Origin of the sequence: Streptomyces sp. NBC_01546, assembly GCF_045208355.1 — a bacterium.
Classification (GTDB): domain Bacteria; phylum Actinomycetota; class Actinomycetes; order Streptomycetales; family Streptomycetaceae; genus Streptomyces.
Window position 1 is genome coordinate 5,790,699 of the sequence record NZ_CP109379.1, and the last position, 17,086, is coordinate 5,807,784.

The following is a 17,086-nucleotide window of genomic DNA, read 5'->3' on the forward strand; positions in this document are numbered from 1 at the left end:
GACACCGGGGTAATCCGTGAAAAAGCTCTCCGCACGACGACGCCATCCGCTGGCGGCGGTCGTCGTTCTACTCCTCGCGCTGGCGGCCACTGGGGGGCTGTACGCCGCCTTCGCCCCCGCGGGCAAGGCGCAGGCCGATGAAACCGCCCAGTCCCTCGCCATCGAGGAGGGCAAGAAGCTCTACGCCGTGGGTTGCGCAAGCTGCCACGGAACCGGCGGTCAGGGTTCCTCTGACGGCCCGAGCCTGGTCGGCGTCGGCTCCGCGGCCGTCGACTTCCAGGTGAGCACGGGCCGCATGCCCGCCCAGCAGCCCGGCGCCCAGGTGCCGAAGAAGCCCGTCATCTACACCCAGGCGCAGATCGACCAGCTGGCGGCGTACATCGCGTCCCTCGGTGCCGGTCCGATCACGCCGACCGAGAAGCAGTACGACCCGGCGGGTGCCGACATCGCCGCTGGTGGTGAGCTGTTCCGCAACAACTGCGCGCAGTGCCACAACTTCACCGGCGAGGGCGGCGCACTGACGAACGGCAAGTACGCCCCCAACCTTGAGGACGTCTCGCCGAAGCACATCTACGAGGCCATGCTGACCGGCCCGCAGAACATGCCCTCCTTCCCGGACAGCACCATGCCGGAGAAGCAGAAGAAGGACATCATCGCGTACCTCGAGAACGTCAACGGCGAGAAGTCCACCAGCCCCGGTGGCCTCAAGCTCGGCGGCCTCGGTCCCGTCTCCGAGGGTCTGTTCGGCTGGATCTTCGGTCTGGGTGCGCTGATCGCTGTTGCCGTCTGGGTCGCGGCCCACACCGCTAAGGCCAAGAAGTCATGAGTCAAGACATTCCCGAAGACAAGCACCTGCCGAGTGAGCAGGGCGACGCGCACCACGGTGCCGTAGCGGTCGCGGACGACCCGTTCGCCGACCCGGGCCTTCCGGTCCACAAGCCGCGCATCCAGGACATCGACGAGCGTGCGGCGAGGCGTTCCGAGCGCACCGTCGCGATGCTGTTCACGCTGTCGATGCTGGCCACGGTGGCCTTCATCGCCTCCTACGTGATCTTCCCGGTCGACAAGATCGTGTACATCTTCCCCATCGGGAAGGTGAGCGCGCTCAACTTCGCGCTGGGCATGACCCTGGGCACGGCGCTCTTCTGCATCGGCGCGGGCGCGGTCCACTGGGCCCGCACCCTGATGTCCGACGTCGAGGTCGCCGCCGAGCGCCACGAGATCGCCGCTCCGCCGGAGGTCAAGGCGCAGGTCATGCAGGACTTCCGCGATGGTGCGGACGAGTCCGGCATCGCCCGCCGTCCGCTGATCCGCAACACGCTGCTGGGCGCGCTGGCCATGCTGCCGCTCTCCGCCGTCATGATCATGCGCGACCTGGGCCCCCTGCCCGAGGACAAGCTGCGCAAGACCCTGTGGGCCAAGGGCAAGCTGCTCATCAACCAGAACACGATGGAGCCGCTGCGTCCCGAGGACGTCCTGGTCGGTTCGCTGACCTTCGCCATGCCGGAAGGCCTGGAGGAGGAGCAGCACGACTTCCAGGTCCAGATCGCCAAGGCCGCCCTGATGATCGTCCGCATTCAGCCGGACGACATCAAGGACAAGCAGCAGCTGGAGTGGTCCCACGACGGGATCGTGGCCTACTCCAAGATCTGCACCCACGTCGGCTGCCCGATCAGCCTGTACGAGCAGCAGACGCACCACGTGCTCTGCCCGTGCCACCAGTCCACTTTCGACCTCTCCGACGGCGCCCGTGTCATCTTCGGCCCGGCCGGTCACGCGCTTCCGCAGCTGCGGATCGGCGTGAATGACGAAGGCTTCCTCGAAGCGCTCGGCGACTTCGAAGAGCCCGTCGGTCCTGCATTCTGGGAGCGCGGATGAGCACTGCGACCACTGACACCAAGGCGCGTAAAGCGCCGGCCGGCGAGCGCGTAGCCGACTGGGCGGACGGCCGCCTGGGCATCTACGGCCTGGCCAAGGCCAACATGCGCAAGATCTTCCCGGACCACTGGTCCTTCATGCTCGGTGAGATCTGCCTCTACAGCTTCATCATCATCATCCTCACGGGTGTGTACCTGACGCTGTTCTTCCACCCGAGCATGAACGAGGTCGTGTACCACGGCTCGTACGTGCCCATGCAGGGCGTCATGATGTCCGAGGCCTTCGCCTCGACCCTGGACATCAGCTTCGACGTCCGCGGTGGTCTGCTCATCCGTCAGATCCACCACTGGGCCGCGCTGATCTTCGTCGCGGCCATGGTCGTGCACATGATGCGCGTCTTCTTCACCGGCGCGTTCCGCAAGCCGCGTGAGGTCAACTGGATCTTCGGCTTCCTGCTGCTGTTCCTCGGCATGTTCACCGGTTTCACCGGTTACTCGCTGCCGGACGACCTGCTGTCGGGTACCGGTGTCCGCTTCATGCAGGGCGCGATCCTGTCCGTCCCGGTCGTCGGCACGTACCTGTCGATGTTCCTGTTCGGCGGGGAGTTCCCGGGCGGCGACTTCGTCGCGCGGTTCTACTCGGTGCACATCCTGCTGCTGCCCGGCATCATGATGGGCCTGCTGGTGGCCCACCTGATCCTGGTCTTCTACCACAAGCACACCCAGTTCCCCGGCCCCGGCAAGACGAACAACAACGTCGTCGGCATGCCGCTGCTGCCGGTCTACATGGCCAAGGCCGGAGGCTTCTTCTTCCTGGTCTTCGGTGTCATCGCGGCCATCGCGGCGATCGCCTCGATCAACCCGATCTGGGCGCTCGGCCCGTACCGCCCGGACCACGTGTCCACCGGTGCGCAGCCCGACTGGTACATGGGTATGCCGGAAGGCCTGATCCGAGCCATGCCCGGCTGGGAGATCAACCTGTGGGGCCACACGCTCGTCCTGGGCGTGTTCATCCCGCTGCTGCTCTTCCCGCTGGTGCTGTGCTCGATCGCCGTCTGGCCGTTCATCGAGTCCTGGGTCACCGGTGACAAGCGCGAGCACCACCTGCTGGACCGCCCGCGCAACGTCCCGACCCGTACGGCCTTCGGTGTCGCCTGGATCGCGGAGTACATCGTCCTGCTGATCGGCGGTGGAAACGACATGTTCGCGCAGTACTTCCACCTGTCGCTCAACGGGCTCACCTGGTTCGTCCGGATCGGCTTCTTCGTCGTCCCGGTCCTCGCCTTCATCGCCACCAAGCGGATCTGCCTCGGCCTCCAGCGCCGGGACCGCGACAAGGTGCTGCACGGTCGCGAGACCGGCATCATCAAGCGCCTGCCGCACGGTGAGTTCGTCGAGATCCACGAGCCGCTCTCGCAGGACAAGCTGCACACGCTCACCTCGTACACGCAGTACGAGCCGATCGAGATCGGCCCGACGGTCGACGAGAACGGTGTCGAGCGCAAGGTGAAGCTCGGCGAGAAGCTGCGGGCGAAGCTCAGCAAGGGCTTCTACGCGGAGAACAACCAGATTCCGAAGCCCACGGTGGAGGAGTACAAGGAGATCCAGAGCGGCCACGGCCACCACTGATCTCCCGCGCGACCGTTTGACCGCATGACCCGCTCGAGGGACTGATTTCGGTCAGTCCTGGTGTCGCCACGGCGAGAGCCCCGTCCAGTGTCTGGACGGGGCTCTTTGCCGTCTCCGGGGCTGGATAGGCTGAAGACCTTCCCATTTCCACGTGGAATCCCCGACCAGCAGCAGGAGCGGACCATGAACGTTGTGACCCCGGCAGGCGGCGACAGCGTGGCGGCCCGCGGCTGGCCGGGCCTCCTCGACGCCCTGCTGACCGGCCACGACCTCGGCGCGGACGACACGGCGTGGGCCATGGACCGGATCATGCGCGGCGAGGCCACCGACGCCCAGATCGCGGGCTTCGTGGTCGCGCTGCGCGCCAAGGGGGAGACCGTCGAGGAGATCACCGGCCTCGTCGGGAGCATGTACGAACACGCCAACCTGATCGAGGTGCCGGGCCGGACGGTGGACATCGTCGGCACCGGCGGCGACGGGGCCAAGACGGTGAACATCTCCACGATGTCGGCGATCGTCGTGGCCGGTACGGGCGCCAAGGTGGTCAAGCACGGCAACCGGGCCGCGTCCTCCGCGAGCGGGTCCTCGGACGTCCTGGAGAAGCTCGGGGTCAACCTGGACCTGACCCCCGCCGGGGTGGTGCGGGTCGCCGAGGAGGCCGGCATCACCTTCTGCTTCGCCGTGAAGTTCCACCCGGCGCTGCGGCACGTGGCCGCCGCCCGCAAGGAGCTGGGCATCCGGACCCTGTTCAACTTCCTCGGCCCGCTGACCAACCCGGCGCGGGTACGGGCCCAGGCGACCGGCGTGGCCGACCCCCGGGTGGCGCCCATCGTCGCGGGCGTGCTCGCCGAGCGGGGCTCCTCGGCGCTGGTGTTCCGGGGTGACGACGGCCTGGACGAGCTGACCACGACCGCGACCTCGCGGGTGTGGTGGGTCCGGGACGGCCAGGTCGTGGAGCAGCCGTTCGACCCGCGCGACGTGGGCATCTCCCTGGTGGACGTGTCGGCGCTGCGCGGCGCGGACGCCTCGTACAACGCGGACGTCGCCCGCCGCCTGCTGGCCGGCGAAACGGGTCCGGTCCGCGACGCGGTCCTGCTGAACTCGGCGGCGGCCCTGGTCGCGCTGGACCCGGGCCCGGGCACGCTGGAGGAGCAGATCGCGGCGGGCATCACCCGTGCGGCGGAGGCGATCGACTCGGGTGCGGCCCGTGCCGCCCTGGAGCGCTGGGTGGCGGCCAGCAACGCCTGATGCCGATGCACGCCGACTGATCGTTTTCGGTCAAGGCCCCGGTCCGGATGGTGGACCGGGGTCTTGCGCGTGCGGGATCGTGTGGCAGGATGCTGATCAGGTCACGAGTGACAGCGTTTAGGCCCCGGCTTGCTGTCCGGCAACCCTCCTTCCGTGGCGGGGTGCCCCGGGTGATGACCAGGTCGTAGGCAGCGAGGTCTACGGCAAGCGCGGATCCCTCGACACCAGGGGTCCTGGTCTCTCGAGGAGCGTTTTCCGTGAGCAAGCGAATGCGATAGGGCGACTCCGCCCCTTCTTCAACCCTCGGATCAGGGTCACTTCCGTGTACCCCCGTTCAGATCCGAGGACTTCCCGTACCCCGCCGCACGGCGCCGCGCCGTGGCCGCGTACGGGCACACCGAAGCCATTCACCCCTGCCTGCCGGGAGATTCCGCCATGTCCGCATCCCTGAACGCCGCCGTCGCCACCTCCGCCGTCGCCACCTCCGCCGCTGCCGTCGACCCCGCCTGTGCCGAGCCGCTGCCGGTCCTCGGCCGTGACGTCACCGTCCCGCTCGTCACCGGTGGCGAGGTCACCTACGCCGCCCTCGACTACGCGGCCAGCGCCCCCGCGCTCCAGCGGGTCTGGGACGACGTGGCCGCGTACGCCCCGTACTACGGCAGCGTCCACCGGGGCGCCGGCTACCTCTCGCAGCTCTCCACCGACCTCTTCGAGCAGAGCCGGGTCACGGTCGCCGAGTTCCTCGACTGCCGCCCCGCCGACCAGGTGATCTTCACCCGGTCCACCACCGACTCGCTGAACCTGCTCGCGGCGGTCCTCCCGGCCGGCTGCCAGGTCTTCGTCTTCGAGACCGAGCACCACGCCTCGCTGCTGCCGTGGACCGACGCCCAGGTCACCTACCTCAACGCCCCCCGCACCCCGGACGAGGCCGTCGCCACCCTGGAGCGGGCGCTGGCCGGCCGCGACCCTTACGGCCCGGCCCTGGTCTGCGTCACCGGCGCGTCCAACGTCACCGGTGAGCTGTGGCCGGTCAGGGAGCTCGCCGCGGCGGCGCACGCCCACGGCGCGCGGATCGTCCTGGACGCCGCCCAGCTGGCCCCCCACCACCCCGTCTCGGTCCAGGACCTCGACGTGGACTGGGTCGCCTTCTCCGGCCACAAGCTCTACGCCCCCTTCGGCTCGGGCGTCCTCGCCGGCCGCGCGGACTGGCTCCAGCAGGCCGAGCCGTACCTGGCCGGCGGCGGCGCCTCCCGCAAGGTCGCCCGGCGCGAGGACGGCGGCGTGGACGTCGAGTGGCACACCACCGCCGCCCGCCACGAGGCCGGCTCCCCGAACGTCATCGGCGTCTACTCCATCGCCTCCGCCTGCAAGGCCCTGGCCGAGGCGGGATTCGAGAACCTGGTCGCCCGCGAGCGCCACCTGATCGCCAAGGTCCGGGACGGCCTGGCCGACGTTCCCGCGGTTCGCGTCCTCTCCCTCTTCGGGGACGACGCCCCGCGGGTCGGCGTCATCTCCTTCGTGGTCGACGGCTGGAACAGCTCCCACTTCGCGGCCGCGCTGTCCGCCGAGTACGGGATCGGCGTCCGCGACGGCCTGTTCTGCGCCCACCCGCTGGTCCGCACCCTGCTGGGCAGCGAGCCGCAGGCCCAGGGCGAATGCGGCGCCCCGGAGGCGGCCCCGGGGGAGCGGTCCCTCAACGCCATCCGCGTCAGCTTCGGCGCCGGCACCCCGGACGAGCACGTGGAGCGGTTCGTCCGCGCGGTGAAGGAACTCGTCGCGGACGGCGCCCAGTGGCAGTACCGCACCGAGGAAGGCCGCTGCGTCCCGGCCGTGTGACAGGCTGCGGATCATGACCTACTGGGACCCGATACCGACCGTCCGCGCCGTGGCGGGCACGCACCTGCCCCAGTGGGAGCCCGGCACCCGGCCGCCGGTGTTCGACTGGAGCCGGGGCACACGCAGCAGCTGCGAGCCGGACCAGTGGGGCGAGCGCAACTGGCGCAACGTCCCGGGCCCGTTCTACGGGGCCGGGACGGACAACTGCTGGACGGGGCGGGACTGCGCACCCGACAACGTCATGTACGACGGTGAGTACAACCAGGAGTTCGTCTACCGCCAGCCCCGCGACGAACGGGAGACGTACGCCGTGCTCTGCGCGGCGGAGTGCGACCCGATGGCGGGGTACGCCGGTGACGGTGACGCGCACTGGACCCCGGAGCTCGTCCGGGACTGGTGGCGCGACCGCGGTCGGGTTCGCGAGTGGGCGGTGGCCCTGGACCGCACGTGGTCCGTGTCGGAGGACCGCTACGAGCGCGAGGCGTCCGCCGGGGCCCGCGACTACGTCGCCCACATCGACGGCAACCTCGGGGATTACCTCCGCGGGTACCTGTTCCGGCTGGAGGAGGGCCGCCCCGCCCGGCCGGGCGAGGCGCTGCCCGGGCTCTGAACCGCTACGCGTCCAGGCCGATCGCGAAGGCCGCCTCGAGGTCGTGCTGCGAGTACGTGCGGAACGCCACGTGGGTGTCCGTGGCCTCCACGCCCGGGATCTTGCTGATGCGGCCCGGGATGATGTCCGCCAGGTTCTCGTGGCGGGCCACGCGGACCAGCGCGATCAGGTCGTACGTCCCCGTGACGGAGTAGACCTCGCTGACGCTGTCCAGCGCGGCGATGGCCTCGGCGATCTCGGGGATGCGGTCCACGCTGGTCTTGATGAGCACGATCGCGGTGATCACGGTTGGCTGTCTCCCTCGGTGGCCGTCGCTGGTCGCCTCACTCTAAGACTTGATCCGTAAGTCACCAAAGGTGAGCTGAGGATTGCAGCCGGGCGGTGTCCGGGCTTTCCGGCGTGGTCGCGCACGGGGCGTGTCTCATCCGGGGTTGCTCGGGGCCGCTTTCCGGCGGTTCGGTGAGCAGAGGTCCCGCGCTGCGGCGGGACTGCCACGCGACCAGCACCCCGAGAGGTGTTCTGGCACGGTGTGGTTGACTCACGCAGGGCTTCTTCCAGCCCAGTTGAGAAGATGATCTGTGCGTGCCGGGACATCGTGACGTCCAGGTACGCGGTCTTGGGGTCGTCCACGTCGGTGAGGCGGACGAACGCGGCCAGCGCTGCGGACACAAGGTCACGCTTGCCGACGAGGCCGCACGCGACGCAGTTGTGCTCACGGTCCCGCAGCGTCTTGTTGACCGGCTCTCCGCACAGGCAGTGCTGTGACAGGGCGGTGGACCAGGTGGAGGCGCGGACGAGCCGTCCGCCTGCGGCTCGGCACTCGCGGTCGAGGGCGGCGATGAGCAGGCCGGGTGTGGTCTGGGAGAGGCGCTTGCCCCACAGCCGGTACCAGCTGCGGATGTCGCAGTCCTCCACCACGAGCACGGCGCCGTGGACGGCGATGATGTCGCGAGCCACGCTGCGGGCGCGGTGGCGGCGGTGCTCGGCGATGGAGGCGGCGTGTTCGGCCTGTCGGGCGCGCAGCTCACGGTAGACGGTCGAGAGCCGGTCACGGCGGTACGCCTGCTTCGGTGCCCCATCGGACCGGGCGGCGCGGGCACCGCCCGGAACCGCTACGGCCTTGGGCTTGAGGCCTTTCTCAGCGCGCCTTGCGTCGCGGCGGCCCTGCTTCTTCGACAGGCCGTACTGCACGCTGTTGGTTGCCCTGCGGGAGCGCTCCAGCGCTCGCGCACGGCCGCGCAGCTTCTTCGCCTGCTTCTCCAGCGAGGCGCGCTCGGCGTCGGTGAGCGAGATCTCGGTCGAGGCCGGGTCGCCCGCGGTGGGGTCCAGGGCCGCGGGAAAGGAGACGACGGAGAGGTTGGAGACGTTGCCGTCCACCCCGCCGATACGTTCAAGAGCGGCAGCCTGCTCACGCATCTTCTGGACGGCCGGGGCTGCATAGCCGGGGGCGAGGGCCATCAGGTGCGCCTCGTACACCCAGCCGCCCGGCGCGGACGCCTTGCGGCGGCGGACGAGATCCACCTTGTGCCAGCGGCCAGGGGTGGAGAGGAAGTGCTCAACGCGAGCGTACTGGCCGGGCTGCTGTGGCACCCGTACCGGGAGGACAAGGTCACCCGCGCCGGCGTCAGGTCCGCCCGCGAAGACGACGGCGAGGGGGCCGGTGTGGTCCCACCACGTCGCCTTCCGCATCAGGGGCTTGCCCGATGCGGAGGTCTTGCCGGTGGGCACCGTGCCGGACGGCAGCTCGGGCTTGGGCATCCGCCGGGGCTGCGTCAACGCGTGCTGCCCACCCTCGGTGTAGGCCTTGACGTGCCCGTGAAGAGTGCCGGCAAGGCGGAAGGTTTCCCACTTGTTCGCGGTGGTGTGGGAGCGAGCGCGTCCGGGAATGCGGGTGAAGTGGTGCCTGTTCCCGGTCCTCGGACGGCCGATGCGGTGGCTGGCCGCGTCGGGGAACAGGTGCCGCTGCACCCCGTTCCACACCTCATCGGCCATGTGCATCGCCAACGCCTTGGAGGCATGGTGCTTGAGGTGCCCGGAGTCTTCCAGGTGCTTGTACGCGCAGCGCTCGAGCGCCTCGCGGGAGAGGCCGAGACGCTGCCGTAGGGCCTTCGCCCCGTGCTCGCCCCGCTCGTGCTTCGCCGCCCAATAGGCATTGACTCTGGCGCGGGCGTCCCGTTGCACGGCCCGCTTGATCGACCACATCGCGCTATACAGCTTGCCCAGCCGGGCGAGGTCGGCGGGATCGGTGACGGCCAGCGGCAGCACCATCACCGACACCGTCCCGTCATCGGGCTTGGTCCACTTCGGGGCCTTGTTCTTTCCCCGGAACTTGCGCGTCTGGGCAGCCTGCATCGTCGTCACCTCCCGTGACGAGATTAGTTGACATGCGACACGCTAGGTGACTAGTTAATTACAATCTGACCAGCGGTCGCGTCGACTTCAACGCGATCAACGACACCACCTGCGCCGTCGCCGCCCACCACAACCCCGAGATCGACTACTCCTGAACTACGGAACACCTCTCAGCGGTACGCCGATAGCGCGCCCACGCGTACAGGAAGCCGACGGAGAAGCCCACCAGGTGGGCCAGATAGGCGACCCCGGGACCGCTGCCCGCCCGGTGCGCCGCCACCCATTGGAGGGCGAACCAGAACAGCAGCACGATCCACGCCGGGAACCGCAGCGGCAGGAAGAACAGGAACGGGAACAGGCTCGTCACCCTGGCCCGCGGGAGCAGGTACAGGAAGGCGCCCAGCACCGCCGAGATCGCCCCGGACGCCCCGACCAGAGTCTGCGGGGACCCCGCGTTGGCCACCGCGTACGCCGCCAGGGCCACGTAGCCCGTACAGACGTAGAAGACGAGGAACGCCGGGCGGCCCATCCGCTCCTCCGTCATCGCGCCGAAGACGTAGAGGAAGAGCATGTTGCCGAGCAGGTGCAGCCAGCTGCCGTGCACGAACAGCGCGGTCAGCGGGGTCAGCCAGGCGCGCGGGCGGCCCGTGAACAGCTCGTCCGGGACCACGCCCCAGCGCCGGAAGTAGTCCGTCCCGGCGGTCAGCAGCCCCTCGCCCGACCCGTAGCCCGGATTCAGCCCCGAGGCCGGGCCGAGTACGAACACCACGGCGCAGCCCGCGATCAGCGCATGGGTGACCACCGGTCCCCGGGCGGCCTCGCGAACGGCCTGCCACCTTACGATCATGTGACAGAGCATGACGCAACCCGCCCCACCTGAAGCGGTGGCAGGCCGTAGGGTTACGAGCCGACGTCTGCCCAATCGGCGCAGACGGCGCTGCAGACGGCTTTAATTGAAACAGCTACGAAGGAGAGAGCGGCCTGATGACGGTTCCCCTGCCGACCGACACCACCCGGTGGCGCTGCACCCTGTGCGGCAACCTCACGCGCTTCGACGTCACCCGTTCGTCGAAGGTCGTGGAGTACATCCACCTGGACCTCGCCGGGGAGCCCAAGGTCGAGGAGCGCGAGGTGGTCAATGAGACCATCGAGTCGGTCCGCTGCCGCTGGTGCAACGCGGTGGACCAGATCGAGCTCGTGGACAGGCCGGGCGCGGACTCCTGACGGAGCCCCGCCCATAGGTAGATCACGGTAGGGGTGACGGATTGTGGAGCCAGCAAGCGGCGCTGAGCCGGCCGACGCGGCCGGCGACGCCGCCGAGGTGCTCGACCGCCCGCTGCCGGAAGGCGTGCGGCGCCGGGTCGTCGCGCTCGTCTCGGACGCCTTCGGCGGACTGACGGTCGCGGACCTCCCGGCGCAGCTGCGCCAGTACGCCCGTTTCACCCCGACCCGGCGCGCCAAGTTCGCGGGCAACGCGATGGCCGCGGCGGTCGAGACCGACCCCGTGTTCCGCGGCCGGGTCGCCGAGAAGCTGCGCGAGGCACAGGCGGACCTGGCCGGTGCGCTGGAGTCCGGCGCGCCGCCCGCCGCCGCCGATCCGCTGGACGTGGCGGCGGCCGCGTACGTCCTGCGGCCGGTCGGCTGGGTCAAGCTCGTGGCCGCCGCCGGCGAGGAGGCGCAGCGCGCGGACGCCGAGCGGGTCGGCGAGGAGACCCGGCGCGAGCTGGAGCGGCTCCGCGAGGAGCTGGCGCAGGTACGGGACCTGCAGCGTTCCGGCGGCGAGCAGGTGCGGGCCGAGCTGGACGAGGTCCGCAAGGAAGCGGAATCGCTTCAGCGCAAGCTGCGCAGCGCGCTCAGCGACGTCAAGCGCGGCGAGGCGGCCCTGCGCAAGGTGAACGCCGAGGTCGACGGGATCCGCGGCGAGGCGGCCGCACGGGTGGCCGCCGCCGAGAGCGAGACCCGGCGGCTCAAGTCCCGGCTGGCGGAGGTGGAGACGTCGCTGGAGACCTCGCGCCGGGCCACCCGCGAGGGACGCAGCATCGAGGACATGCGGCTGCGGCTGCTGCTGGACACCGTGCTGGACGCGGCGGCGGGGCTGCGCCGCGAGCTGGCGCTGCCGCCGGTGTCCACGCGCCCGGCGGACACCGTGGAGGCCGTGGAGCCGGGCCGGATGACGCCGAAGGACATCGCGGCGCGTGCCCTGTCGGAGACCGATCCGGCGCTGCTGGACCAGCTGTTGGCGCTGCCCCAGGCCCATCTGGTGGTCGACGGCTACAACGTGACCAAGACCGGCTATCCGACGATGCCGCTGGAGAAGCAGCGGCTGCGGCTGCTGGGCGGGCTGTCGATGCTGGCTGCCCAGACGGGCGCGGAGATGACCTGTGTCTTCGACGGGGCGGAGCTGGCCGCCCCGGTGCTGCTCGCGCCGCCGCGCGGGGTACGGGTGCTGTTCTCCAAGGCCGGTGTGACGGCGGACGAGCTGATCCGCCAGCTGGTGCGGGCGGAGCCGCCCGGCCGGCCGGTGGTCGTGGTCTCCACGGACCGGGAGGTCGCGGACGGGGTGGCCAAGGCGGGTGCGCGACCGGTGGCGTCCGCTTTGCTGCTGAAGCGGCTTTCGCGCGTTTCGTAACTCCTGGTCCCAATGCCCGAATTGGCAGGGGCTTCAGGGAACGTACCGTCAAGTGCCCGGTACAGAGCGTGCGCTGTAGGTAAAGAACCTGGTCGGCGACCGACTTTTTTCCCGGCAGGATTTGAACTGATCACAGATGGGTCACTAGGGTCTCCTCAAACCTTCGTGCGGTAGATCACTCATTAGGGGTGGCAGCGGAGGTGCTGCCGAGTTGCGTTCTTCGGCGGCTCTAGGAAGAAGGAGCTCGCCTTCGTGGCGTCCCACCGTCGACCCAAGCAGCCGACCCGCGCTCGTGTGACCGTGCTGACCGCAACCGCGGCCGCGGCCGTCGCGCTCTCCTCCCAGGGCGCCACCGCGGCCCCGGCGAAGCCGAGCAAGGACGAGGTCAAGTCCCAAGTCGACGCGCTCTACGAAGAGGCGGAGCAGGCCACCGAGAAGTTCAACGGGGCCAAGGAACGCCAGGAGAAGCTCGAGAAGGAGATCGGGCAGCTCCAGGACCAGGTCGCGCGCGGCCAGGGCGACCTCAACGAGCTGCGCAGCACCCTCGGTTCGATGGCGAGCGCGCAGTACCGCAGCGGCAGCATAGATCCGTCGCTCGCCCTCCTCCTCTCCGAGGACCCCGACAGCTACCTCGACAAGGCCTCCTCCCTGGAGCACCTGAGCGGCAAGCAGGTCGAAGCGGTCCAGAAGATCCAGGCGAAGCAGCGCAGCCTCGCGCAGCAGCGCCAGGAGGCCGCCGGCAAGCTCGCCGACCTCGACGCCACCCGCAAGGAGCTCGGCGAGAAGAAGAAGGTCTCGCAGGACAAGCTCGCCGAGGCCCAGGCGCTGCTCAACACCCTCACCGCGCAGGAGCGTGCCGCGCTCAAGGACGAGGAGTCGCGCGCCAGCCGCAGCGAGAGCCAGCGCGTCGACCTCGGCAACGTGAGTGCCTCCGGCCGCGCCGGAGCCGCCCTGGCGGCCGCCAAGACCAAGCTGGGCGGCGCGTACGTCTCCGGCGCCACCGGCCCGAGCGCCTTCGACTGCTCCGGGCTGACCCAGTGGGCGTACAAGCAGGCCGGCGTGAGCATCACCCGCACCACCTACACCCAGGCCAACGACGGCACGCGCATCAGCCGCAGCCAGCTCCAGCCCGGTGACCTGGTCTTCTTCTACGGAGACCTGCACCACGTCGGCCTCTACGCCGGCAACAACATGACGCTGCACGCCTCCAACCCGCGCGGCGGCATCAAGTACGAGTCGATGGACAACATGCCCTTCCAGTTCGGCGTCCGCATCTGACGCGCCGCACACCGCCCATCCGGGCGAATTGCAGGGCTCCGCTCTGACCCCACGCCCCGCCGGTGACCTGCGTCTCCGGCGGGGCGTCACTGTGCGTGCCCGTCGGCGGTCGTTGGCCGGTGCCCGGTGGCGCGGCTACTGTCTGCCAGCGCGGAACCCGGCACACGTCCGTCCACGGGGGGCGGACCCGGGCCACGCCCAGCGGAAGGGAGCGGTTTCACGTGGCGTCCCATCGCCGGCCCGGGCTCGGCAGCCTCGACCGGAACCCCAAGGTCACCGTCCTCACCGCCGCCGCGGCCACGGCCGCGGTCGCCATGACGGGAGCACCCGCCAGCGCGGCCCCCGGCCTCCCGCAGGACCCCGCAGCGGGCTCCCGCGCCCAGGTCGACCGGCTCTTCGAGGAGGCCGAGCAGGCCACCGAGCGCTTCAACGAGGCGGGCGAGAAGGCCGCCCGGCTGCGCGCCGAGGTCAACCGCGCCCAGGACCTGGTCGCCCGCGGTCAGGAACGCATCAACACCATGCGGGGCATCCTGGGCACCTTCGCCGGGGCCCAGTACCGCAGCGGCGGCATCGAGCCCGCCGTCGGCCTGATGCTGGCCGAGGACCCCGACGCGTACCTGGCGCAGGCCGCCGCCCTGGACCGGCTGACCGGCCGCCAGGCCCGGCAGCTGGACGAACTCCGCGAGGAGCAGCGCCGGCTCGGCCAGGAGCGCCGGGAGGCCTCCCGCAAACTCGCCGAACTCGACGCGCTGCGCGCCGACGTGGCCCGGCACAAGCGCTCGGTCACGGCGAAGCTCGCGGCCGCCCGGCGGCTGCTCAACGCCATGCCCTCCGAGGAGCGGGCCGACTTCGAGCGCGCCTCCCGCTCGGGCGGCCGCCCCGACGCGCTGCCCGAGCTGTCCTCCCTGGGCGCCTCCTCGGGGCGCGCCGCGACCGCCGTGATGGCGGCCCGGGCCGCGGTCGGCCGCCCGTACGTGTGGGGCTCCACCGGCCCCTCCGGCTTCGACTGCTCCGGGCTGATGGTCTGGTCCTACCGCCAGGCCGGGGTCTCGCTGCCGCGCACGTCGCAGGCCCAGCGCCACGCGGGCCGCCAGGTGCCGCTGTCGCAGGCCCGCCCTGGCGACCTGGTGACGTACCGCTCGGATGCCAGCCACGTCGGCATGTACGTCGGCAACGGCCAGGTGGTGCACGCCCCGTACCCCGGGGCCCGGGTCCGCTACGACCCCGTCGGGATGATGCCGGTGTCCGCGGTGACCCGGCCCTGACCTCGGGTAACCCGCCCTTGCGTACGATCGGCTGATGCTCCCGGGTCGTCGTCTCGTACGCGCGCTGCCGCTCCTGCTGTGCCTCCTGCTGGCCGGGTGCGCGCTGCGGCCGGCCGACACGGCCGAGCAGGACGTCCGCCGGGCCGTGGCCGACTGGTCGCGGACGCCGCCCGAGCGGCTGGCCGGCATCCCCGTCGAGGACTGGGCGTACGAGGTCGCCTCGGTGCGGCGGGACGGCGTACGGGCCCTCGTACGGGCGGAGCTGCGCTACCGGCTCACCGGCTACGACCCGGCCCCGGCCGGCTCGGCCCGCGAGCTCGAACTGCACGGCGACGGCGGCACGTGGCGGGTGGCGGCGGACCGGCCCGCTCCGGGCACGCCGCCGCAGCTGTGGGACCAGGGGCCGGTGTCGGTGGTCCGGGGCACGCACTCGCTGGTGCTGGGCGGCTCGGGGCAGAGCGAGGACACCCTGCGGGGGATCGCCGCCGAGGCCGACCGGGCGGTGCCCGCGGCGAGCGCCGCGTGGCCCCGGCCGTGGGCCGGGCGGGTGGTGGTGCTGGTCCCGGGATCACTGGCGCGGATGGCGGAGCTGCTGGGCGGGACGGCCGACGCGTACCGGGGCATGGGCGCCGTCACCACCGGCCGGGTGGGCGCGGGACCCGCTCCCGCGGACCGGGTGGTGGTCAACCCGGAGGGGTACGGCGAGCTGGGCGAGGCGGGCCGGCGGATCGTCCTGACCCACGAGGTCACCCATGTGGCCACCCGGGCGGCGACCTCCGCCACCACCCCGCTGTGGCTCTCCGAGGGCTTCGCGGACTGGGCGGCGTACCGCGGCGGCCCCACCACGCCGGGGCAGGGCGCCCCCGCGCTGGGCCGGGCCGTGCGGCGGGGCGAGGTGCCCGCCGAGCTGCCCGCCACGGAGGCCTTCGCCTTCGGCGGCGACTCGGAGGCGCTGGCCCGGGCGTACGAGGGCGCGTGGCTGGCCTGCCGGCTGATCGCGGCGGAATGGGGCGAGGAGGCCCTGGTCGACCTGTACGAGCGGGCGGCCCGGGAGCCGCTGCCGACGGCACTGGACGAGGCGCTCGGCGTGGACCGGGCGGGGCTGACGAAGGCCTGGCAGGAGGCCCTGCGCGACTGGCTCCGCTGAGCGCCGCACGCGTCCGGTACTGTCGGCAGGCAATGCACAAGACGCTGATCGTGACCAACGACTTCCCCCCGCGACCGGGCGGCATCCAGGCCTTCCTGCACAACATGGCGCTGCGGCTGGATCCCGACCGGGTCGTCGTGTACGCCTCCACCTGGAAGCACAGCGCGGAGGGCCGCGAGGCCACCGCGGCCTTCGACGCCGAGCAGCCCTTCCAGGTGGTGCGCGACCGCACGACCATGCTGCTGCCGACCCCGCGCGTGACGCGGCGGGCGGTGGGCCTGCTGCGCGAACACGGCTGCGAGTCCGTGTGGTTCGGGGCGGCGGCCCCGCTGGGGCTGATGGGCCCGGCGCTGCGGCGGGCGGGGGCCAAGCGGATCGTGGCGACCACGCACGGGCACGAGGCGGGCTGGGCCCAGCTGCCGGCGGCGCGGCAGCTGCTGCGGCGGATCGGCGAGGGCACCGACACCCTGACCTACCTGGGGGAGTACACGCGCTCGCGGATCGCCTCGACGCTGACGGACCGCGCGGCGGCCCGGATGGTGCAGCTGCCGCCGGGCGTGGACGAGAAGACCTTCCACCCGGAGTCGGGCGGGGCGGAGGTCCGGGCGCGGCTCGGGCTGACCGACCGGCCGGTGGTGGTGTGCGTGTCCCGGCTCGTGCCGCGGAAGGGGCAGGACACGCTGATCGAGGCGATGCCGAGGATCCTGGCGGCGGTGCCCGACGCGGTGCTGCTGATCGTGGGCGGCGGGCCGTACGAGTCCGACCTGCGGGCGCTGGCGGTTTCCGTGGGCGTCGCGGACTCGGTGGTCTTCACGGGATCGGTCCCGTGGTCCGAACTGCCCGCCCACTACGGGGCCGGGGACGTCTTCGCCATGCCGTGCCGGACCCGGCGGGGCGGGCTGGACGTCGAGGGCCTGGGGATCGTCTACCTGGAGGCTTCGGCGACGGGCCTGCCGGTGGTCGCGGGCGACTCGGGCGGAGCGCCCGACGCGGTGCTGGACGGGGAGACGGGGTGGGTCGTGCGGGGCGGTGTCCCGGCCGACGCGGCGGATCGCGTGGTGGCCCTGCTGCTGGACCCGGCCCTGCGGGCCCGCATGGGCGAGCGCGGGCGTGCCTGGGTCGAGGACCGCTGGCGCTGGGACCTCCTGGCGGACCGCCTCCGCGAGCTGCTCTGACGGCTGCGGCGCCTCGATCGCCGGCGAGGCCGGATTTTGG

The 17,086-nt window shown here is 71.3% G+C and carries 15 protein-coding genes and 1 riboswitch; of the genes, 12 read left to right on the forward strand and 3 right to left on the reverse strand.

Translation table 11 applies throughout. The features are described from left to right. The first annotated feature begins 16 nt into the window (after positions 1-16). The 6 genes from OHA89_RS26480 to OHA89_RS26505 all read left to right on the forward strand — a co-directional run bounded on the left by OHA89_RS26480 (position 17) and on the right by OHA89_RS26505 (position 7,200). Positions 17-826, forward strand: coding sequence for a c-type cytochrome (locus tag OHA89_RS26480; protein ID WP_215140596.1), 810 nt, complete (start codon positions 17-19; stop codon positions 824-826). Then, positions 823-1,878, forward strand: a complete 1,056-nt coding sequence (locus OHA89_RS26485; protein ID WP_257556666.1) for a ubiquinol-cytochrome c reductase iron-sulfur subunit — start codon at positions 823-825, stop codon at positions 1,876-1,878. The genes OHA89_RS26480 and OHA89_RS26485 overlap by 4 nt, the downstream gene beginning before the upstream one ends. Next, positions 1,875-3,506 (forward strand): cytochrome bc complex cytochrome b subunit, encoded by a 1,632-nt coding sequence (locus OHA89_RS26490; RefSeq protein ID WP_266610128.1) that lies wholly within the window; start codon positions 1,875-1,877, stop codon positions 3,504-3,506. The genes OHA89_RS26485 and OHA89_RS26490 overlap by 4 nt, the downstream gene beginning before the upstream one ends. 183 nt (positions 3,507-3,689) lie before the next feature. Further along, a complete protein-coding gene (trpD, locus tag OHA89_RS26495; RefSeq protein WP_257556668.1) occupies positions 3,690-4,754 on the forward strand; it encodes an anthranilate phosphoribosyltransferase in 1,065 nt (354 codons plus the stop codon). Positions 4,755-4,853: 99 nt separating this feature from the next. Then, positions 4,854-4,970, forward strand: a riboswitch (SAM riboswitch). A gap of 219 nt (positions 4,971-5,189) precedes the next feature. Next, the gene (locus OHA89_RS26500) at positions 5,190-6,590 is read left to right on the forward strand and encodes an aminotransferase class V-fold PLP-dependent enzyme (protein ID WP_406367277.1); all 1,401 of its coding nucleotides are present in this window, start codon (positions 5,190-5,192) and stop codon (positions 6,588-6,590) included. 13 nt (positions 6,591-6,603) lie between these two features. Then, positions 6,604-7,200 carry a ferredoxin gene (locus tag OHA89_RS26505; protein WP_266610132.1) on the forward strand — a complete coding sequence of 199 codons (597 nt, stop codon included), beginning with the start codon at positions 6,604-6,606 and terminating at the stop codon, positions 7,198-7,200. Positions 7,201-7,204: 4 nt separating this feature from the next. Here OHA89_RS26505 and OHA89_RS26510 read toward each other — a convergent pair whose 3' ends face one another. The 3 genes from OHA89_RS26510 to OHA89_RS26520 all read right to left on the reverse strand — a co-directional run bounded on the left by OHA89_RS26510 (position 7,205) and on the right by OHA89_RS26520 (position 10,411). Beyond that, a complete protein-coding gene (locus OHA89_RS26510; protein ID WP_031148522.1) occupies positions 7,205-7,486 on the reverse strand; it encodes an Lrp/AsnC ligand binding domain-containing protein in 282 nt (93 codons plus the stop codon). Further along, positions 7,483-9,552, reverse strand: coding sequence for a transposase (locus OHA89_RS26515; RefSeq protein ID WP_266610134.1), 2,070 nt, complete (start codon positions 9,550-9,552; stop codon positions 7,483-7,485). Before OHA89_RS26515 ends, OHA89_RS26510 begins: the two co-directional genes overlap by 4 nt. 145 nt (positions 9,553-9,697) lie before the next feature. Continuing rightward, positions 9,698-10,411: a rhomboid family intramembrane serine protease gene (locus OHA89_RS26520; RefSeq protein WP_266610135.1), complete on the reverse strand. Its 714-nt coding sequence runs from the start codon at positions 10,409-10,411 to the stop codon at positions 9,698-9,700. A 125-nt stretch (positions 10,412-10,536) separates the two neighbouring features. On the opposite strand from OHA89_RS26520, the gene OHA89_RS26525 reads away from it, so the two are divergent. The 6 genes from OHA89_RS26525 (at position 10,537) to OHA89_RS26550 (ending at position 17,046) form a co-directional block, all read left to right on the forward strand. Further along, positions 10,537-10,776, forward strand: a complete 240-nt coding sequence (locus OHA89_RS26525; protein ID WP_030036330.1) for a hypothetical protein — start codon at positions 10,537-10,539, stop codon at positions 10,774-10,776. A gap of 40 nt (positions 10,777-10,816) precedes the next feature. Then, a complete protein-coding gene (locus OHA89_RS26530) occupies positions 10,817-12,181 on the forward strand; it encodes an NYN domain-containing protein (protein ID WP_257559468.1) in 1,365 nt (454 codons plus the stop codon). A gap of 252 nt (positions 12,182-12,433) precedes the next feature. Then, positions 12,434-13,459 (forward strand): C40 family peptidase, encoded by a 1,026-nt coding sequence (locus OHA89_RS26535; RefSeq protein ID WP_215140590.1) that lies wholly within the window; start codon positions 12,434-12,436, stop codon positions 13,457-13,459. A 221-nt stretch (positions 13,460-13,680) separates the two neighbouring features. Next, entirely contained in the window at positions 13,681-14,724 is a 1,044-nt protein-coding gene (locus OHA89_RS26540) for an NlpC/P60 family protein (RefSeq protein ID WP_266610137.1), read from the forward strand. A gap of 34 nt (positions 14,725-14,758) precedes the next feature. After that, positions 14,759-15,871: a hypothetical protein gene (locus OHA89_RS26545; RefSeq protein ID WP_406367280.1), complete on the forward strand. Its 1,113-nt coding sequence runs from the start codon at positions 14,759-14,761 to the stop codon at positions 15,869-15,871. Between the two features lie 32 nt (positions 15,872-15,903). Continuing rightward, entirely contained in the window at positions 15,904-17,046 is a 1,143-nt protein-coding gene (locus OHA89_RS26550) for a glycosyltransferase family 4 protein (RefSeq protein WP_266610141.1), read from the forward strand. Positions 17,047-17,086 lie beyond the last annotated feature (40 nt).